General features: G+C 42.3%; 16 protein-coding genes. 5 read left to right on the top strand and 11 right to left on the bottom strand.

Annotation, left to right across the window (positions count from 1 at the left end; genetic code table 11):
• From NLF99_RS17955 to NLF99_RS17910, 10 genes are all read right to left on the bottom strand, one after another.
• Positions 1 to 180, bottom strand: a 180-nt coding sequence (locus tag NLF99_RS17955) for a hypothetical protein (protein ID WP_254529907.1), incomplete at its 3' end; no start/stop codon positions are given.
• Between the two features lie 222 nt (positions 181 to 402).
• Positions 403 to 675: a hypothetical protein gene (locus NLF99_RS17950; RefSeq protein ID WP_254529905.1), complete on the bottom strand. Its 273-nt coding sequence runs from the start codon at positions 673 to 675 to the stop codon at positions 403 to 405.
• A 118-nt stretch (positions 676 to 793) separates the two neighbouring features.
• Positions 794 to 5,344, bottom strand: a complete 4,551-nt coding sequence (locus NLF99_RS17945; RefSeq protein ID WP_254529903.1) for an efflux RND transporter permease subunit — start codon at positions 5,342 to 5,344, stop codon at positions 794 to 796.
• Positions 5,345 to 5,361: 17 nt separating this feature from the next.
• Positions 5,362 to 6,468: an efflux RND transporter periplasmic adaptor subunit gene (locus tag NLF99_RS17940; protein ID WP_185218166.1), complete on the bottom strand. Its 1,107-nt coding sequence runs from the start codon at positions 6,466 to 6,468 to the stop codon at positions 5,362 to 5,364.
• Between the two features lie 115 nt (positions 6,469 to 6,583).
• Positions 6,584 to 6,949 (bottom strand): hypothetical protein, encoded by a 366-nt coding sequence (locus tag NLF99_RS17935; protein WP_185210391.1) that lies wholly within the window; start codon positions 6,947 to 6,949, stop codon positions 6,584 to 6,586.
• Between the two features lie 63 nt (positions 6,950 to 7,012).
• Positions 7,013 to 7,198, bottom strand: a complete 186-nt coding sequence (gene ccoS / locus NLF99_RS17930) for a cbb3-type cytochrome oxidase assembly protein CcoS (protein ID WP_185210392.1) — start codon at positions 7,196 to 7,198, stop codon at positions 7,013 to 7,015.
• 9 nt (positions 7,199 to 7,207) lie between these two features.
• Positions 7,208 to 9,604 carry a heavy metal translocating P-type ATPase metal-binding domain-containing protein gene (locus tag NLF99_RS17925; protein ID WP_254529901.1) on the bottom strand — a complete coding sequence of 799 codons (2,397 nt, stop codon included), beginning with the start codon at positions 9,602 to 9,604 and terminating at the stop codon, positions 7,208 to 7,210.
• 15 nt (positions 9,605 to 9,619) lie between these two features.
• Positions 9,620 to 10,984 (bottom strand): oxygen-independent coproporphyrinogen III oxidase, encoded by a 1,365-nt coding sequence (hemN, locus tag NLF99_RS17920; RefSeq protein WP_254529899.1) that lies wholly within the window; start codon positions 10,982 to 10,984, stop codon positions 9,620 to 9,622.
• Entirely contained in the window at positions 10,944 to 11,405 is a 462-nt protein-coding gene (locus tag NLF99_RS17915; protein ID WP_185210395.1) for a lactate dehydrogenase, read from the bottom strand. The genes hemN and NLF99_RS17915 overlap by 41 nt, the downstream gene beginning before the upstream one ends.
• Before the next feature lie 261 nt (positions 11,406 to 11,666).
• On the bottom strand, positions 11,667 to 14,228 hold the full coding sequence (locus NLF99_RS17910; RefSeq protein WP_185210396.1) for an ATP-dependent Clp protease ATP-binding subunit: 2,562 nt from the start codon (positions 14,226 to 14,228) through the stop codon (positions 11,667 to 11,669).
• A gap of 180 nt (positions 14,229 to 14,408) precedes the next feature.
• Between NLF99_RS17910 and ettA the strand changes: the two genes are divergently transcribed.
• From ettA to NLF99_RS17890, 4 genes are all read left to right on the top strand, one after another.
• Positions 14,409 to 16,091, top strand: coding sequence for an energy-dependent translational throttle protein EttA (gene ettA / locus NLF99_RS17905; protein WP_254529897.1), 1,683 nt, complete (start codon positions 14,409 to 14,411; stop codon positions 16,089 to 16,091).
• A gap of 7 nt (positions 16,092 to 16,098) precedes the next feature.
• Positions 16,099 to 17,286, top strand: coding sequence for a PAS domain-containing sensor histidine kinase (locus tag NLF99_RS17900; RefSeq protein WP_185211424.1), 1,188 nt, complete (start codon positions 16,099 to 16,101; stop codon positions 17,284 to 17,286).
• A complete protein-coding gene (locus NLF99_RS17895; RefSeq protein WP_185210398.1) occupies positions 17,286 to 18,344 on the top strand; it encodes a response regulator in 1,059 nt (352 codons plus the stop codon). Before NLF99_RS17900 ends, NLF99_RS17895 begins: the two co-directional genes overlap by 1 nt.
• A gap of 135 nt (positions 18,345 to 18,479) precedes the next feature.
• Complete coding sequence (locus NLF99_RS17890) at positions 18,480 to 18,890, top strand: hypothetical protein (RefSeq protein ID WP_185210399.1); 411 nt, start codon at positions 18,480 to 18,482, stop codon at positions 18,888 to 18,890.
• Positions 18,891 to 18,930: 40 nt separating this feature from the next.
• Here the strand turns inward: NLF99_RS17890 and recN are convergent, their stop codons facing one another.
• Complete coding sequence (recN, locus tag NLF99_RS17885; RefSeq protein WP_254529895.1) at positions 18,931 to 20,583, bottom strand: DNA repair protein RecN; 1,653 nt, start codon at positions 20,581 to 20,583, stop codon at positions 18,931 to 18,933.
• A gap of 149 nt (positions 20,584 to 20,732) precedes the next feature.
• Here recN and NLF99_RS17880 point away from each other — a divergent pair, with 149 nt between their 5' ends.
• Positions 20,733 to 21,359, top strand: a complete 627-nt coding sequence (locus NLF99_RS17880; protein ID WP_254529893.1) for a SprT-like domain-containing protein — start codon at positions 20,733 to 20,735, stop codon at positions 21,357 to 21,359.
• The last annotated feature ends 20 nt before the right edge of the window (positions 21,360 to 21,379 follow it).

Genomic DNA, 21,379 nt, shown 5'->3' with positions numbered 1-21,379 from the left:
GCTACCGTACTCTCGTACGGGTCGCTGCGCTACATGATCATTTAAAGAACTTATCGCGCCTGGGCATCTCGCTTCGGCTTTTTTATGTTGTTTCCCTTCCGCATCGGAAGGTCGCAATCTGTCATTTTCTTTCGCTCCGGACATCGCGTCCCTCGCTGTTTCCCTTGGTTGGGACTGCAAAGGTAGGAACCTTTTTCGAAACCGCAAAATCTTTTTTCAAATATTTTTTGAGGCCCTTTTCTCGGTGGTTTCGGTCGTGCCGGTCGCGGCCCTTCCTCATCCCTTTTCCTTCCCGTGTTTCAGTGGCCGTTAGGCCGTCCCTCCCTTGCGGAGTGGTGCAAAGATAGGGACAAAATACGTTCACTTCCAAGGGGGAGGCCAAAGTATTTTTACCGCCGCCAGCTAACTCGCTGTAGCATTGCCAGATAATTTTTCCAAAAGACGGGTCTGAACCAGGATTAGAGGGATGGGAGGATGGACCAAGAACATGGAAAGGACCAGGATGGAAAGGATACGAGGATGGACCAGGACAGGAAGGGAATCCCGGTCCAACATCCTCCCCTTTCCACCTGACCTCATTCGACCCACATTCCGAAAATTCGCAACGCGAGCGACCAAATCCCCAATGCGCCCTCGGGTACGCTCCGGCCGGTTTACCTGTTCTCTGCGGACCATTCCCGAACATGCCCCGAACGAGTCCCGAAGGAGACAACCAAAAAAACACCTCAAAATCGATCCAAAAAAAAATGGGTGGACCGAAGTCCACCCACACCATCTATTTTACTTTACCCATTTATTGCCATCCACCACCTAAGGCTTTATAGAGAACGACCTGATTCAGCATCTTCTCCTTGTTGATGTCCACATCGGCAACTTGTGCTTCGATCAAGCCTTTTTGTGCAGTGATGATATCCAGGTAGGTAACCCGGCCTGCTATAAACAGTTCTTCCGCAGCTCCGATGGACGATTCCAACGCAGCTACCTGATCCTTCACATGCATCGCACGAGCAACAATGGCATCTTGAGTATTCAAGGCCAGGGATACTTCATTGACTGCATTCAGGACGGTTTTTTCATATTCCAGAAAGCTTATCCCATAGGAGGCTTTCATTTTTTCATATTCCGACTTCAATTCGCGCTGCCTGAAGATCGGCATGGTAATTCCACCAAAAAGACCGTAGGTCACAGATTTGTCCAAACTGAAAAGCTTGTCAAAGCTGAAAGACTGCAATCCCAAATACGGAGAGATCGCCACGGTCGGCAAGAATGCCAAGCGGGTAGATTCCATTTCATGGAATCCTGCCTGAAGATCCATGCCCGCTTTGCGGATATCAAGACGGTTATTCAATAGCTCGTCCAGATTGCCGACGGTCAGGTCTTGGAACAGGAGATTGCTGCCAATTCCATTGCTATTCCTATCGATAGGTTGGTAGACCCTTCCCAAAAGGGAATTGATCTGATGTTCATAGGCAAGGATTTCCTGGGCTGCATGCGCACGATTAGCTTTAGATTGGGACAACAGTGATTTGAACTGCTGCACGGCCAACTCATCGGCACGGCCCGCCTCCTTCTGTGCTTCGATTATCTCCAGGGCACGTTCATGGAGCTTAATGTTCTCTTCATAGACCTGAATCTTTTCGTCTAAGCTCATCAATTCATAATAAGAAGAGGCTATCGATGAAATCAATTCCGTTTCGATCAGGCGTTTCAATTCACTTTCGGACATGAGGTTCAAGAAAGCAGCTTCTCTCCTATTTCTCAGTTTCCCCCACAGATCCAATTCCCAAGAAGAACGGACACCCACAAAATAATCAGGGATGAAAGGTTCCGGGATTTTCTCATCATCATTGAGGTTATCCGAAAAGTTGGAATCATAATTTCCGATTCCCGATTCCGTATAATGGCCATACTTTCTCAAGCCCCCTTCCACTGCAGCATCCAAACTAGGATACAGCGCAGATTTTCGGAACTTGAAATTAGCTTGTGCCATTTCGATCCTGTGGATGGCCTGACGGACATCCAGGTTATTTATCAATGCCGAATCAATTAAAGAAATCAATTGGGCATCCGTAAACACATTGCGCCAAGCTAAGCTTCCTACGGAGCTGGAATCTTTCATGACCTGATCGGCCTGTCCGGTCAAGGTCGGAGAAATATCCTTTTGTACCGTTGCTTTAGGCACTGAACAAGAGGTAATGAACAGCAGTACCGCTACAGCAACCGCAGCTTGCTTGATTTTCTTTTTCTTTTCACGTTTTGAGAAAAGAACGACCAAACCAGGAATTACGATTACCCCGATAATAGTACCGATAACCATACCTCCTACTGCAGCAGAACCAATGGTTCTGTTACCTATAGCACCGGCACCATTGGCCAGCATCAACGGGATCAAACCTGCAGCAAATGCAAAGGATGTCATTAAGATTGGGCGCAAACGTGCAACCGCACCTTCAATGGAAGCTGTCAGCACATCCATACCTTGCTTACGTTTCAGGTTGGCATATTCCACGATCAGGATCGCATTCTTACCCAATAGACCGATCAACATGACCAGTGACACCTGCGCGTAGATATTGTTTTCCAGACCAAAGACCTTAAGGAACAGGAATGCTCCGAACAATCCGGCAGGCAGACATAACAATACAGGCAAAGGCAATAAGAAGCTTTCATATTGAGCCGCCAACAATAGGTACACAAACACCAAACATAACAAGAAGATGTAGGCCGCTTGGTTACCTGAAATTTTCTGTTCACGCGTCATCCCTGACCATTCGATGGCATAACCCTGCGGAAGTTCAGCAGAAATGCGTTCTACGGCTTCGATAGCTTGACCGGAACTGAAGCCCGGGGCTGCCTGACCGGTGATCATGGCTGAGGTAAACATATTATAACGTGTAATCTGCTCCGGACCATAAACCCTTTCCATCGTCATAAAGGATGAGTAAGGAACCATTTCACCTTCTTCGGTCTTTACATATAGGTTCAACACATCCTCTGGACGTTGTCTAGCAAAGGCATCGGATTGCACCATTACCTTATACATCTGTCCATAGCGGATAAAGTTGGTCGCATATAAACTACCTAACAGGGTTTGCAAGGTGTTCATTGAATTTTCTACCGATATTCCCTTTTTGGCCGCCTGATCATAATCAATCTTCAGCATATATTGTGGGAAGTTAACATCAAAGGTTGTTGAAGCACTTTCGATCACCTCATCTTGCTCCAATTTAGTGATGAACTCATTTACGACTTCATTGGTCTGATTCAGGTCTTCATTACCGGACCTATCCAATAACCTCAGCTCGAAACCCGAGGAGTTACCGAACCCTGGTACGGTCGGTGGCGGGAAGAATTCGATTTCTGCATCGGCGATATGCGCAGTTTTCTCACGAAGGATTTTCATTACATCATCTACCGATTCATTTCTTTCATCCCAAGCCTTCAAGTTGATCATCCCCATACCATAGGAAGCACCGGAAACTTCAGTTACGATACTATATCCAGCGAGGATGGAAACCGTTTCTACCATTTCCAATTCTCTGGAAATCTTGTCAACTTCATTCAATACCGCTTCAGTACGGTCAACCGTTGCTCCGGGAGGCGTAGTTACTGCCACATAGATCATACCTTGATCTTCGGTAGGAATAAATCCGGAAGGCAGGATTGCTGCGGAACCCCAAGTTGCGATGAACATAATAACTAACCCTAATAAAGTGATTATGCGACGACCTGCAATCTTGGAAAGCAACCCTTTGTACCCTCCGGAAATTCTGTTATATACATTGTTGAATCCTTTAAAGAAACGATCCAACCAGTTATTGCTTGGTTTTTTATCATGCGGTGAACGCAGGATAATGGCACAAAGTGCAGGGGTAAGCGTCAAGGCATTGATACCAGAAATGACGATCGCAGCTGCCAAGGTCAGGGAGAACTGCCTATAGAAGATCCCAACAGGACCGGACAGGAAGGCGACGGGAACAAATACCGCTGACATCACCAAAGTAATAGCGATAACTGCAGAACCCACCTCGTCCATTGCCGCCAATGTTGCTTCCATTGGAGAAAGGTGTTCCTCCTCCATCTTGGCATAGACGGCCTCGACGACGACAATACCGTTGTCGACGACAATACCAATGGCGAGCACGAGTGCGAACAAGGTCAATAAGTTGATGGAGAATCCCATCATCTGCATGAAGAACAAGGACCCGATCAAACATACAGGAACCGCCAAGATCGGGATAATGGTAGCCCGGAAATCTTGAAGGAAAATGAATACCACCAAGAAAACGAGTATAAAGGCCTCCACTAAGGTGATCAATACACTGGAAATCGAGGCATTCAAGAAACGAGATACATCATACCCCATGGTATAGGTCATTCCCGGCGGGAAAGTGGCATCTTTTAATTCCGCCATACGATCCTTAACCCTTTGGATAACCTCTTGGGCATTCGAGCCCGGCAACTGCTTGATCATGATGGATGCCGATGGCCTACCATCCGTTTTGGATACCATTTCATAATCCAGGGAACCAAATTCCACATCGGCGATATCCTTGATACGGATAATCGAACCATCTACATTGGCACGGATCGGAATATTTTCATATTCGCTGATTTCGGTGAACTTACCGGGATAGCGCAATACGTATTGCTGCATATTGACGGTTTTATCCGAACTGATACCGGTCTGACCCGGAGCAGCTTCAATATTCTGCCTACGCAATGCCGCCACTAATTCTTCTGTTGAAATGGAATACGCTGAAAGACGGTCGGGTTTTACCCAAATACGCATGGCGTAATCCTTCATACCCATGATCTGCGCAAAGCCCACACCTTCGATACGTTTCAATTCCTTCAGGATATTGATATCGGTAAAGTTATAGATAAAGCGTTCGTCAGCAGTTTCATCATCAGTATACAGGTTCAGGTACATCAGCATACTGTTCACTTCCTTTTCGGTGGTCACCCCGGCCTTGATTACCTCTTCAGGCAATTCATCGAGCACGGTGGTCACCCTGTTCTGGACGTTTACGGCAGCGATATCTGGGTCAGTACCTACTTCAAAGAAAACTTGGATCAAGGTATTACCATTGTTTGTGGATACCGAAGACATATAAGTCATTCCTGCTACCCCATTGATTGCCTTTTCCAGCGGAATGGCTACCGCATTGGTACTTACTTCGGCATTTGCACCGGTATAGTTAGCCGTTACAACTACTGATGGCGGAACGATATCAGGGAATTGGGTAATGGGCAAGGTAAACAATGCCAATAGACCCAAAAGGGTAATAAAGATCGAGATGACCAGCGATAGCACCGGCCTCTTAATAAATTTTTCAAACATTAAATCTCGCTCCCTTCTTAGTTTTTAACCATTTTTGGTTGAATTACCATTCCATCACGAAGGGATTGAACGCCTTCATATACAACTTTAGCGTCAGCTGGCAAACCATTTTCTACGACATAATAATGTCCAACACGACGTCCGTTCTGGAAAGGGGTCATCTTAACGGTATCCCCTTTTAAGGTATACACGTAAGCTTTGTCCTGGATTTCGAAAACAGATTTCTGATGAACCAAAAGCAGGTCACCAGTTTGCACTGGCACACCGATCCTACCGGTAGCACCATGTTTCAATAGTCCATCAGGATTTTTGAATTTAGCACGAAGGGAAATTGATCCAGTACTGGCCTCGAATTCACTTTCAACGATCTCAGCAGTTCCTGTATTAGGATAGGTAGCACCATTTGCTAAGATCAACTGAACTTCTTTCTTGAAATTATTTCTATTAAAGGTAGAGTCAGATGCGATCCCTAGGTATTCCTGTTCAGAGATATCGAAGTACACGTTCATATTAGCCATATCTGAGATAGTGGTCAATAGGGACCCTTCTTCCAACAAAGAACCCTCTTTTAATTGGATTCGATCGATACGGCCATCAAAAGGTGCGCGGATCTGCGTATTGGACAATTTTGTCCTTGCTTGGTTCAAAACAGCTTCTGCTTCCCCAACTTTAGCATTAGCGGCACGTAATTGAACTTTCAATAGATCATATTCGGTTGAGCTGACGATGTTTTTCTGAACCAACTTCTGGGTCCTTTCCATCTCCAGTTCTACTTTTTTCACTTCAGCTTCAGCACTGCTGACTGCTGCCTGAGCTTGTGCCAAGTCAGCTTTGTATTCATCCGCTACCAAAGAGAACAGGACCTGTCCTTTTTTCACGAATGCTCCCTCATCAACAAAGATCCTATCCAGGAACCCTACCAAACGGGAGCGTAATTCCACATTACGTTGAGATTGGATATCTGCGATATACTCTTTGTACACAACAGTATCCAGTTGAACTAAATTAGATACGGGAACGACTTTAGGTGCATTAGCAGTTGTCTTTTCGTTACTGGTAGCAGTACAGGATGCAACTAATAATGCGCAACCTACTACGGGTAGTAGCATGCGTTGTTTTTTCATAGCAATATAAAATATGGGTATTAAAATAAAATAGAATACAATAGATGTTGGTTGTTACGCAGATGGCATAACAATCCCTATACTTTCAAAATGGAAAGCATATAAAAAATGGAAATTAGAAAGGACGGTATCTATACAAGAACTGGTAATAGCCAGGGAGGCATAGTGTCTTGGACAGATAAAACGGATGTTTTAAGGTTGATTTGATCCTGTAAAGTCTGGAAATTAACCAGTTAAAGATGAATACCAATGGTATTAACCCTAGGAACAGGGAAAGAATGCGATAATCATCGAAGATGATTTCAGGAAGGGCCTCGGAATTCACAGGATGTGTCAGGTTGAGCACCTCTTCCAATACGACTTCAACTAAGGTTTCGTTGGCTACCACATTCGCGGAACCAAAAAGGTCGATAGACTTTACCTCCAAGCATAGCACATTGAGGTATCCGAATAGCGCCAAGAAATGCAATAGTCGAAACATACGCCACAAAGATAAGCAAGGTGTTAAGCAAAAAGGTATTAGGAATGTAAAAAAACTGTGATTTTATTTTTTTGGAGCGGCTTGTTCAGTTTCTGTTTCCGGATTATTAGGTTCATCGTCAAACAAGATTCTTACGGAAGGGGTATATGTATCTTCATGCTGTCCGTTTTTGCTGGCCCAAAAGAAAGCTCCCAAAAAGAACAGTGCAATCAATACACTACAACCGATTAAGAAAAATATGATGTTCATAGTACAAAGTTAAATTAATTTTCTCCGTTTTGCATATCCTCTAGTCATCAAACTGGTGAATGAAATAATAGTAACGGTACTGATAGGCATTAAGATCGCTGCGAATAAAGGTGACATTGTTCCCTGAACGGCGAAACTAATACCGATTACATTATACAATAAGGAAATGATAAATGACATCTTGATGACCTTGACGGCATCTTTACTGAAATCAAAGAATTTCGGCAGTTTATGGAATGCCTCACCATCCAAGATGGCATCACAACCTGGCGAGAAATTATTGATATCGTCTGATACGGCAATACCGAGGTCCGCTTTCCTCAATGCTCCGGCATCATTCAATCCATCGCCCAACATGCAGACTTTTTTTCCTTGATGCTGCCATTCGGTAATTTTTTCCAATTTAGCCGCAGGAGTTTGGTTGAATAGGAGTTTAGCATTTGCGGGAAATATCATGCGCAATGCATCAGCCCTACGTTCGTTGTCACCAGAAATTAAATGCAGGTCATAATGCTCTGCCTTTAACTTATTGATGACTTCGGTAAGTCCAGTACGCCAAGATTGCTCTAGGGTGAAATATCCTTTCAAGGTATCATTGATCTTGACATATACAACCGACCCTTCTAAATCGACTTTGGCGGTATTCACATAACTGGCACTACCGATCTGTATACTGTAATCTTGATATTTTCCAGATTGTCCTCTTCCGACTACCTCTTCGTACTCTTCTATGTTCAACATCTGAACATCGCCCAACCATTTGATAATCTCTCTACTCAATGGGTGGTTAGAATTACGACATAGGGAAGCCAAGAGATTGCGCTCCATTGGATCCAGGGTTCCTTCGAAATACATACTGGATGCAGTAGGCGAAGAAATGGTTCCAGTTTTATCAAACACGACGGTCTCAATAGCTGCCATCTGTTCAATAGCGGCTGTATTCTTGATGTACAACTTGTTTTTATCAAAGATGCTCAATGCAGCTGAAAGCGTAAATGGCGAGCTCAAGGCCAATGCACATGGACAGGCGATGATCAGAACGGCCGTAAAAGCTCCCCAAGCTTTATCTGCATTTCCACCAACAATCCAGAACACACAGGCTGCAATGGCAATCATGAGAAGACCAATGGTGAAATATTTACTGATAAAACCTACAAAGGTTTCAAATTTCTTTTCATACTGCTTTAAGCTATCATTGTTCCAGAGCTTGGTCAAATAACTTTGGGATACCGCTTTGACCACTTCCAATTCGATAGCCTCTCCCATTTGTCTACCTCCAGCGTAAACCACTTCCCCCAACACCTTTTCAACAGGTTTACTCTCCCCTGTCACGAAGCTGAAGTCCACGGATGCATTGCCATTCAGCAAAATGGCATCAGCAGGAATAATTTCATTATTGCGGACCAAGATCCTGTCGCCAACCTGCAGGTCAGCGATCTGTGTGGGCTTTGCAACACCTTCATCCAATACAGTTACCGCAACAGGAAAGTATGAACGGTAATCGCGTTCAAAGGAAATATGGTAGTATGTTCTCTGTTGTACATATTTTCCGATCAGGATAAAGAATACCAAACTGCATAAGGTATCCATAAATCCAGGACCTGTCTGGGAAATGATCTCAAAGGCCGAGCGGAAGAAGAGCACAAAGATCCCGAGGGCCAAAGGCACATCAAGGTTCAGGCGTTTTTGCTTGAGGCTCAACCAGGCCGATTTGAAATAATCGGAGGCACTATATAATAGGACTGGGAGTCCGAATGCCAAGTTCATGTAGTTGAAGAAATTGGAATACTGTCTTTCAAACTCGCCCATACCGAAGTATTCCGGAAAAGAGATCATCATGGAGTTACCGAAACAGAAACCTGCCACGGTAATCTTTGCAATAAGTCCACTTTGGTTTATTTTCTTACCTTCTTTGACGACATCCTGAAGGGTGATCTTTGGGTCGTATCCGATCTTGTGCAATAGATCGACCAGTTCACGCAGGGAAATTTCGTCCTTTTTGAAGGTGATGCTAGCTTGTTTTTTCATGAAGTCCACCTGAGAGGTCTTCACGCCTGGATTCAATTTATATAGGTGTTCAAGCAGCCAGATACAAGAGCTACAATGGATAGCAGGTACATAAAATGTAATGATGGCCTGTTCATTATCCTGATAGTCTACCAGTTTGGCAATGATATTGGGTTCATCCAGATAGGAAAGGTCCTCCTTTTGTGCTTTTTGGGATTTCCCTGGATGGGTATTGTACTTATAATAGGATGCCATGTTGTTATCATTCAAGATCTGATAAACAGTTTGGCAGCCTAGGCAACAAAAGCGATGGTCTTCCAAGATATAGGCAGAATCCTCCACCGGATCACCACAGTGATAGCAAATTGTATTTAATTGCAGTTCCCCTTTTGTTGACATAATATAAATATAAGGTTAAATAGCTTGACTGAATAAATTGTCTCTTTCTTTTGTTTTTTGCAGGCGTTCATCAAATGCCATGCAGACATTGCGCAGGAATGATTTCCCTAGTTCACTGATCTGAACGATATCCTGATCTACACTCACCAATTCATCTGCGACCAAAGGTTGTAGGCGTTCGATGATTTTTTCATTTAGGGCAAAACCTTCTTTCAGCTGAACTTTACCACGGCACATCATATCCAGGATATATTCTCTGATGATCAGATCTTCATCATTTAGGATATGACCTTTCACGACCGGCAAAATGCCTTCGCCTATGAGTTTATGGTATTCCTCAACGGTTTTGACGTTTTGGGCGAATGCTGTCCAGGCATCACTGATGGAAGACACACCCAGACCGATCAACAAGGGTGTATAGCGATCTGCATACCCCATGAAGTTACGGTGAAGGGTTCCATCAAGGGAAGCGATATAAAGGGCATCATCCGTTTTGGCGAAGTGGTCCATACCTACATCTTTATAACCACTTTCCTGGATCATCTGTTTTCCCAGTTTATATAGATTTAATTTTTCTTCTCCCACGGGAAGGTCATGCTCAGTAAATCGGCGTTGACCAGGTTTGATCCAAGGCACATGGGCGTAACTATAGAAGGAAATCCGGTCAGGATTTAATTTCATGGAATGCTCTATGGTCATGCGCACGGATTCTGCCGTCTGTAAAGGCAAGCCATAAATCAAATCAAAGTTGATGGATTCGTAACCAAGACCTCTAGCATCTTTCATGACACGGTCTACATCTTCCACAGTTTGATGTCTATTGATAATAAATTGGACTTTTTCATCGAAATCTTGGATACCCAAGCTCAATCTCTTAAATCCCAAATCATAAAGGGTCTTTAAATGATCGTAAGTAGTATTTGCAGGATGGGCCTCGAATGAGAAAGAGGCATCTTGCGTTTTTTCGTTCCCTTCCAAGAGACCTGCGATCAAGCGGTGCAGGTTTTCTGGCGTAAAGAAGGTCGGAGTTCCACCACCTAGGTGAATTTCTGCGATCTTAAGGTTATCTTCCTTCAAGATATCTTTGTACATCTGCCATTCTTTGAGAAGGGAGGTAATATAAGGATCTTCGACTTGGTGGTTTTTGGTAATACGGGTATTACATCCGCAGTAGGTACAAAGGCTTTCGCAGAATGGCAGGTGCACATAAATGCTGATTCCCTGATCTTTGGACTTGTTAAAGTTCAAAGCCACTCTTTGGCGCCAATCGGCTTCATTAAAACGTTCGTTTTCCCAGAAAGGTACTGTTGGATAACTGGTATAGCGAGGTGCCGCTACGTTATATTTGTTGATCAGTTTGTTTAGAATCTCCGTTTCCATATCGTCTATATTTAACCTTTTTATTGCATTCCATTCTACATTGACAAGCCTCTCCCGTACAACCTCCTACCATCCATTGGGTAAGGTTCATGATGGTCTGCTTGGCAATTCCTTCAAGGGAGTTATCGAATGGGACGTTTGCAACGTGTATTTTCAATTCTCCGGCATAATCTAGGTCAATATGGTCAGTGGATCTTGAACGGGTGATAATATTTCTAATCCCAATTTTATAGAGTTCAAATAACATTACTCTATCCAACACATCACGATCAGAGATGATGACAGCCTCTTTGCCTATGGCATAGTGCATGGTACTAAAATTCAACTCGTTTGATATCAAAGTCAAATCATGTACCTTACCATTTGCCTTGGCGAGGTGCTCCTTCTCAGGTCCCAAAATGTTATATGCAATCACTCTCATCCCTTAAGTAAAGTAGTTATTGTTCCAAAATTAGCGTTTAGGCCCGCAGAAACGAATGCACTGCATCATGACAGAAAGTGATATAAATCATGTTTGCAAAGGAATTCGCCGGAAGGATTTTGGCAGGAGGAAGGTCCATGAGCTAGGAATTTTGACCTCTAATTATAATTTTGGTTGTAAAAAGGAGTAAAATCAGCAGATAATTATATAAAAAAGCGGCCTAAAATTGCTTTCAGGCCGCCATATTGGATATATTTTCTATTAATCTTTTTTCTTGTTGTTTTTGACATCAGAAGCAAGAGAAGAGTCATCGTCCTTTTCATTCTTTGCAGAAGAAACTACGATATCTTTCTTTTCATCATCATAATCTACCAAGATAGTCTCACCGGTCTTAAGTTCACCTTTCAGGATCTCTTCGGCGATTGGATCTTCAAGATACTTTTGGATTGCACGTTTCAATGGTCTAGCGCCAAAGTTGCTGTCATATCCTTTTTCAGCAATGTAGTTTTTGGCAGCTTCAGTCAAGTTAATTTTATGACCTAAACCTTCGATACGAGCAAATAAAGATCTCAATTCGATATCAATGATCTTGAAGATATGGTCTTTTGTCAATGAGTTAAACACGATTACATCATCGATACGGTTCAAGAACTCAGGGGCGAATGCACGTTTTAATGCAGTTTCGATAACCCCTCTTGAATGCGAGTCTGCTTGATTTTCTTTGGCAGCTGTAGTAAATCCTACCCCTTGACCAAACTCTTTCAATTGACGGGCACCGATGTTTGAAGTCATAATGATGATGGTGTTTCTAAAGTCTACCTTACGACCAAGGCTATCTGTCAACTGACCTTCATCCAATACTTGCAACAACAAGTTGAATACATCAGGGTGAGCTTTTTCAATCTCATCCAATAAGACAACAGCATATGGTTTACGGCGAACCTTTTCGGTCAACTGACCACCTTCTTCATAACCTACGTATCCTGGAGGCGCTCCGACTAAGCGAGACACGGCAAATTTCTCCATGTACTCACTCATATCGATCTGGATCAAAGCATCTTCAGAATCAAACATGAAGCGAGCTAACTCTTTTGCCAATTCAGTTTTACCAACACCTGTAGGACCTAAGAAGATAAAGGAACCGATAGGTTTCTTAGGATCTTTCAATCCTGCACGAGTACGTTGGATGGCTTTCACCAATTTCTGTACGGCATCGTCCTGACCAATGATCCTACCTTTCATGGATTCACCCATGTTCAATAGTTTCTGGCTATCCGATTGGCTAACACGTTGCACTGGGATACCAGTCATCATCGACACAACTTCAGCTACATTATCTTCCGTAACTGTATAGCGTTTTGTTTTGGTTTCTGCTTCCCAAGCGGCTTTTTCTTTCTCCAATTCTTCGATCAATTTCTTTTCAGTATCACGAAGTTTGGCAGCTTCTTCATATTTCTGACTGCGGACAACCTTGTTTTTCTCCACTTTAACTTCCTCGATTTTCTCTTCGATATCGATGATGGATTGAGGAACATGGATATTGTTCAAGTGTACACGTGATCCCGACTCGTCTAAAGCATCGATAGCTTTATCTGGCAAGAATCTATCCGTGATATATCTTGTGGTCAATGACACACAGGCATCAATAGCTTCTGGGGTATAAGTAACATTGTGGTGTTCCTCATATTTATCTTTGATACGGTTCAAGATTTCGATCGTATCGTCGATAGAAGTAGGTTCTACGGTTACTTTTTGGAAACGACGGTCCAAAGCACCATCTTTCTCAATGTACTGGCGGTACTCATCCAGTGTAGTAGCACCGATACATTGGATCTCTCCACGTGCCAAGGCAGGTTTGAACATATTTGAAGCATCCAAAGAACCAGAAGCACCACCTGCACCAACTATGGTGTGGATCTCGTCGATAAACAAGATTACATCAGGCGATTTTTCCAACTCATTCATGACCGCTTTCATACGTTCTTCAAACTGACCTCTGTACTTGGTACCAGCTACTAGCGATGCTAAGTCTAAGGTAACTACACGTTTGTTGAAGAGTACTCTAGATACTTTCCTTTGGATGATACGCAGTGCTAGGCCTTCAGCGATGGCTGATTTACCGACACCAGGTTCACCGATTAGAATAGGGTTGTTTTTCTTCCTACGGGAAAGAATCTGCGAAACCCTTTCAATTTCTTTCTCACGACCTACAATAGGATCCAATTTACCTTCTTCTGCGGCTTTCGTCAGGTCGCGTCCGAAGTTGTCTAGAACAGGGGTTTTAGACTTGATATCAGATACTTTTTTAGGTGAAGAGAACTGTGAATCTTCATCAGCGTATTCTTCGTCGCCTCCTGGAGGCGTACTGGAAGCTTCATCAGTGATGCCGGTGGCATTCTGTTCGACTTCGGTTTTGAATACGTTATATGAAACATTGAATTGCTGTAAGATCTGTGATGCGATGTTTTCTTCATCACGTAATATAGCTAACAGGAGATGTTCAGTCCCGATGATATCACTCTTAAAAATTTTAGCTTCCAAATAAGTAATCTTCAAGACCTTTTCGGCTTGTTTAGTTAGCGGCATATTACTAATTGGAGAGCGTGAAACGGAAGAACCTTTCACAGCATCCTCCACTGATTGGCGGACTGCGCCCATGTCAACGCCGATATTCTTCAATATCTTAATTGCCACTCCATCGCCCTCACGTATTAATCCTAGCAATAGATGTTCGGTACCGATATAATCGTGACGTAAGCGAAGAGCCTCCTCACGACTATATGATATAACATCTTTAACTCGGGGTGAAAATTTTGCTTCCATTAAATTCCTTTCTCAATTAAATTCGGGTGATCAACAGTATAAATGTACTAAAAATACAAATCACACCCATTTGTTATAAATATTTTTTATCAACAATTGCGCCACCAAGCGAAAACTATCAATTTGTCAGTAATTACATTATCTTTGTGTAAAAACATAAAAGAAAATTTCAAAGCACCTATGTCTGACGAAAAAATTATCTTCTCAATGGCTGGGGTAAACAAAATTTATCCCCCATCCAAACAAGTACTTAAGAACATTTACCTTTCTTTCTTCTATGGAGCGAAAATCGGTGTAATTGGTTTAAATGGTTCCGGTAAATCTTCCTTATTGAAGATCATTGCGGGACTAGATAAATCCTACCAAGGTGAGGTTGTATTCTCACCAGGTTATTCTGTGGGTTATTTGGCTCAGGAGCCTGAATTGGACCCTACAAAGACCGTTAAAGAGATTGTAGAAGAGGGAGTTGCCGAGACTGCTTCGATCTTAAAAGAATACGAGGAAATCAATGAGAAATTCGGTCTTCCTGAAGTTTATGAAAATCCTGATGAGATGGATAAACTTTTGGCTAGACAAGGTGAGTTACAAGATATTATAGACGCCACAAATGCATGGGAATTGGACAGCAAATTGGAGCGCGCCATGGATGCTTTGCGCTGTCCAGAGCCTGACGCTTTAATTGCCAATTTGTCAGGAGGAGAGCGAAGAAGGGTGGCCATGTGCAGACTATTATTACAAGAACCTGACGTTTTATTATTAGATGAGCCTACCAACCACTTGGATGCTGAGTCCATCGATTGGTTAGAGCAACACTTGCAACAATATAAAGGAACGGTTATCGCCGTAACCCACGACCGTTATTTCTTGGATAACGTTGCGGGCTGGATCTTGGAACTTGACCGTGGAGAAGGTATTCCATGGAAAGGAAACTATTCTTCTTGGTTGGACCAAAAGGCTAAACGTTTAGCTCAAGAGGAGAAAACCGAAAGCAAGCGTCAGAAAACATTAGAGCGTGAGTTAGAATGGGTAAGGATGGCTCCGAAAGCGAGACATGCCAAATCAAAGGCCCGTTTGCATAACTATGAGAAATTAGCATCAGAGGAAACGAAGGAACGCGAAGAAAAACTAGAGTTATTCATTCCACCAGGACCTCGTTTGGGTAATGTGGTCATTGAAGCAGACAAGATTAGCAAGTCTTACGGGGATAGAATTTTATTCGAAGACTTAAGCTTCTCCTTACCTCCGGCAGGGATCGTGGGAATCATTGGTCCAAACGGTGCGGGTAAGACTACTTTATTCCGTTTGATCACTGGTCAAGAACAGGCAGATACCGGAACATTTAAGGTTGGTGAAACCGTTTCGTTGGGATATGTTGACCAGATGCACGATGACCTTGACCCTAATAAAACCGTATGGGAAAATATCACAGGCGGCAATGAGAACATCATGTTGGGTAACAAATCGATGAATTCTAGGGCTTATGTATCCAAATTCAATTTCAATGGTGCTGACCAACAGAAGAAAGTTGGTGTTTTATCAGGTGGAGAGCGAAATCGAGTACATTTAGCCATTACTTTGAAAAAAGGTTCTAACGTATTGTTACTGGATGAGCCTACCAACGATATCGACGTAAATACCTTACGTGCTTTGGAAGAAGGTCTTGAGAACTTTGGAGGATGTGCGGTAATTATTTCCCACGACCGTTGGTTCCTGAACAGGATCTGTACCCATATCTTAGCTTTTGAAGGAGATTCACAGGTTTATTTCTTTGAAGGTAACTATACAGAATACGAGGAGAACCGTAAGAAACGTTTAGGCGATATTGGTCCGAAACGAATCAAATACAAAAAATTAGTAAAATAAAAACGTGTTGGAATCAGCTAGGCTATTAGAAGCGATCATCGAAAATGCCATTGATGGCATCATTACGATCGATAATCACGGAATTGTAGAGAGCATCAACCCTGCGGCCCTAGAGCTGTTTGGGTATAGAGCTGAGGAGGTTGTGGGCAGAAATATTTCGGTATTGATGCCTGAACCTGACCGTTCTAACCATGACCGTTACATTGCCAATTATGAAGAAACTGGTAAAAAACGAATTATCGGAATTGGGCGCGAAGTAAGAGGTCTGAAAAAAGATGGTTCCACCTTTCCTTTTCGCTTAGCTGTCAGCGAAGTGTTCTATAAAGACCGTAAAATATTTACGGGCTTTATCCACGATCTGACCAAGGAGAAACAGGCTCAAAATGAGTTGAAGAAACATACCCAAGAGCTGGAGCTAAAAGTGAGGGAAAGGACTAAGGATCTGATCAAACTGGTTTCAGAGCTTGAGAGAGCAAAAGCTGATGTCAGTGTTTCCTTGGAAAAGGAAAAAGAATTGAGTCAGTTGAAATCTAGGTTTGTATCCATGGCCTCTCATGAGTTCAGGACTCCCCTGAGTTCGGTCCAACTTTCAGCATCATTGATCGATCGCTATGTAGAGAAGCAGGAATATGGCCCAATTGAGAAACATACAAACCGAATCAAAGGTTCTGTACAATTATTGAACACGATATTAAATGACTTCCTTAACCTTGAAAAACTTGAGGCGGGAGTTGTCATGGTAAATAAATCGCATACCAACATAGTACACCTTGGTGAGGAGATTGCCGAGGAGATGCAGTTGATCTGTAAGAAAAACCAACATATTTTATATCAGCATACCGGTGAGGAATCTGACTTTGTCATCGACCCCAATCTTTTGAAGAACAGTATCATCAACTTGGTTTCTAATGCCATTAAATATTCAGGTGAAGATACTTTTATTGAGTTCAACACCCAGATCGGCAGAAACCAGCTGTTGGTCACGGTGAAAGATAATGGGATCGGTATCCCGCTGGAAGAACAGAAGAGTCTATTTGAGCCTTTCTTCCGTGCCAATAACACGGGCAGCATTCCAGGAACTGGATTGGGTTTGAATATTGTGAAGCGATATGTTGAATTGATGGGAGGACGTTTGGAATATTGGTCGGAAGTAAATCAAGGAGCAATTTTTAAGATGTTTTTTATCCAAGAATAATGGAAAAGAGGAAAATATTAATAATCGAAGACAATAGTGACATTCGCGAAAGCACAGCGGAAATATTGGAATTAACCGGGGAGTATTCCGTATTGGTAGCTGAAGAAGGTAAAACTGGAGTAGATATGGCCATTAAACATAAGCCAGATCTCATTCTTTGTGATATCATGATGCCTGAACTGGATGGATATGGGGTTTTGTATATGTTGAGCAAACATGAAAACACACAACAGATCCCATTTATTTTCCTTACTGCCAAAACTGAGAAAGCAGACTTGCGCAAGGCCATGGAAATGGGGGCAGATGATTACCTGACCAAACCATTTGATGACATGGAATTGCTCAATGCCATAGAAAGTCGTTTCAAAAAAAGGGCTCAATTACAATCTAAGACTGCGCCTAATATGGAAAGCCTAAGGCTTGATGAACAGGAACAGGCTTATCTGTTACAGGATCTTGCAGATCATGGACGGATCAAGAATATCAAAAAGAAACAAACCATTTACGAAGCTGGAGACACTCCAGTTTATGTATATTATATTAAAAAGGGAAAAGTCCGCAGCTTCTTGAACTATAAGGACGGCAGGGAACTATCTACCAACATCTATGTAGAAAATCAATTCTTCGGACTAGAATCTGTGTTATTGAACGATAAGTATGGAGATAATTCAGCCACGTTGGAAGATGCAGAAATTGCCTTGATCCATAAGGATAATTTCTTTGAGCTCTTGTACAAAAAGCCAGGAATTGCCTCCAAACTGATCAAAGTCCTATCACAGAACATTCGTGAGAAAGAAGAGCAGATGTTGGGTTTTGCCTACGATTCTGTTCGCAAGCGCGTGGCCAATGCTTTGGTAAATGTTGCAGAGAAATCAGACAATGAATCGGATGAAGTCACCATCAAGATTTCCAGGGATGACCTAGCAGCCTTAGCAGGTACGGCAAACGAGACCATAAGTAGGATGCTGGCCGATTTTAAGGACGAAAAGTTATTGACCAAGGAAGGAAATGCTATCAAAATCTTTTCGGTTAACCGACTGAAAAACATCAAGCAATAAGGAAATACATCTTTGTTTATTGAAAAGTTTCAAAAAGTGGTCATGTTTTTGCTTTATTCTTTAAACTTTCTTACAGTTTATCTGTCTGAATAAGAAAGAAGAATGAAATTATTTACAAAATAACTTTTACCACTCATGAAAAAACTTTTATTAGCACTCGCAATTGGTACAGCTTCTTTAGTAGGCTTTAGCTCTTGTACAAAGGAATATGTGACAAATTATTTACCAGGGGTAAGTTATTATCACCCATTGGCATCAAGTGACTGGAAACGAATTTCAGCAAACAATTTTGAAGCAGTAATTCCAGTAGCAGACCTTGATGATGTTTATTATGAAGATGGACACGTTAGTGTTGCCATTCAGTTTGAAGATCAAGTTGGAACATTCCACAACATCCCTTCAGAAGGCTTATTTGGTCATGGCTATAACGCCTCATATTCTGTAGGAAAGGTTTTTTTGAACGCTGTTGATTTGGATAAATTAAATGAAGCTCCAAAAGCTATGCGCGTTAAGATTGTATTAACCGATGCAGATGTTGGTAACTAAGATATAGAAAAGGGGCATGATTGATCATGCCCCCTTTTTCTTATTTCAACATTTCTTTGGCATGTTGAATTGCCGTATCTTCCGGATTGGCTCCGCTCAACATTTGTGCTATTTCCAAGACCCTCTCCTCCTCATTCATCAATACAATATTTGATTTGGTTTTATCGCCCTTATCTTCTTTATATACCTTAAAGTGGCTATTCCCTTGGGATGCAATCTGCGGCAAGTGGGTAATACTGATCACCTGCATATTGTCTGCGAGCTCTTCCATCAATTCCCCTACCCTGAGTGCTACTTCTCCAGATATACCTGTATCGATTTCATCAAAGATGATAGTTGGCAGAGCTGAAGTCTTTGCTACCAAGGATTTAATGGCCAGCATCACCCTAGAAAGTTCACCGCCTGAGGCTACCTTGTGTATAGGTTGTAATGCTTGACCTTTGTTGGCCGAGAAAAGAAAGGATACTTCATCTTGACCAGTTGATTTGAAATCCGATAATTGATTGAGTTCAACATTCAATTGAGCATGTGGCATACCAACTCTGGATAGCACATCTTGAACTTCCTTCTCTACGATCTTAGTTGCCTTGCTCCTGTTTTTGGTCAATTGATCGGCCAATTTGGATATTTCCTGATGCAACTTGTCAATTTTCACCTTTAATTCTTCAATCTGTTCACCTTGCGAATCGGTAGCCTGCAGTTTGTTTTCGAGGTCTTGCTTTAGCTCCAGAAGCTCCTTTACAGTAGCTACGCGATGTTTCTTTTGCAGGTCATACAAAACAGACAGTCTTTCATTCACGATGCTCAAGCGCTCTTCATCCATACTGATGCCCTCTGCTACCTGCTCCACTTCAGAACTCAAATCTTTCAATTCGATCAAACTGCTTTGCAGGCGATCAACAAGGGATTCTGAGGAAGGTAGATAGCGAGCACCATTCTGTAAAGAGCTCAAAGCTTGCTTAAGGCTGTCCAAAACATTGATTTCACCATCTTGGAGTTCTGAACTTGCAGCATGAAAATGACGTTTTATTTCTTCGGCATTTTCCAATTGGGATTGTTCTGCTTCCAACCCTTCCTGTTCTTGGTCTTGTAGATTGGCTTGTTCCAATTCGTTGAAAACAAATTGCTGATAATCAGATTCCGACCGGGTCTTTGCCAAATCTTCTTCCAATTGCTTGAGTTCAGCGACTGTACGTTTATATTCTTGGTATTTCTTTTTATAGTCAGCGAGTACAGATTGGTTTTGTGCTACGGTATCCAAGACCAGTAGCTGAAAAGATTCCGTATTGATCTGCAATGTAGCATGCTGGGAATGGATATCGATCAACTTCTCCCCTAATACCTTAAGTGTTTGCAAGGTTACAGGTGTATCATTGACAAAAGCTCTTGATTTGCCATCGGCATGCAGCTCTCTACGGATCAGACTGGTATCCTCATAGTCCAGGTCCAAAGAATTGAAAAGATCTTGAAGGTTATAGTCTTTGATATAGAAGTGACCTTCGATTATACATTTCCTTGATTCATCGAAGAAATGCTTGCTCTCGGCCCTATTGCCCAGGATTAAACCTAGAGCACCCATAATAATGGATTTACCCGCTCCAGTTTCACCTGTTATGATATTGAGTTTGTCGTCGAAATTAATGTCCAATGCATCAATCAATGCATAGTTTTTTATCTGTAGTTTGCTTAACATTCGCTCCTTTGTGCTTTAGCAACATGTTGAAATAGTCCATTTAATCCCTAACATGCTGTTCCTCATCAAATATAAATAATTCTCATCCCAAGCTAAAATTAAGGCATTAATATTCTGAAATCTCTAAAAAACTGATATGTTTGTATTTCATGCCTGATTTTAGCAAACAGTTAAGTAAGTACATCCCATCTACCGCAGCTCCTATCATCTCTGAATGGATCAATGATACTGCCTGTAGGTTTAAGGTGACTCGTTCTAGAGCATCCAAACTGGGAGACTACCGCTCTCCTTTCAAAAACGAACCCCATCAGATCACCATCAATCACGATCTGAACCCCTATTCTTTTTTGATTACGACTGTCCATGAGTTTGCTCACCTCAAAACTTGGCAAAAGCATAAGAACAAGGTAAAGCCGCATGGCGCTGAATGGAAAAACAACTTCAAGAGTTTAATGGATGCATTCATTAAGCTGAACCTATTTCCAGAAGATATCCATTTGGCATTGATCAAATACATGAACAATCCTGCAGCTTCCAGTTGTACGGACCTAACCCTGTATAAGGTCTTGAAATCTTACGATAAATCAGAATTTGAAACCGTAACGATTGACAGCATAGAATTCAACAGTTATTTCAGCATCAAAAACGGAAGGGTTTTCCAGAAATTGGAGCGATTGCGGAAAAGATATAAGTGTCTGGAGGTAAAAACACAGCGAATTTATCTATTTCACCCAATTGCTGAGGTAAAACCGGTCGAAATGGAATCAAATCCTTAAATTGCAATAACCAAATAATC

The organism is Sphingobacterium sp. LZ11T8 (assembly GCF_024261425.1).
Classification (GTDB): domain Bacteria; phylum Bacteroidota; class Bacteroidia; order Sphingobacteriales; family Sphingobacteriaceae; genus Sphingobacterium.
Note: the sequence above shows the minus strand (reverse complement) of the source record. Positions and strands in the feature narration are given on the sequence as shown.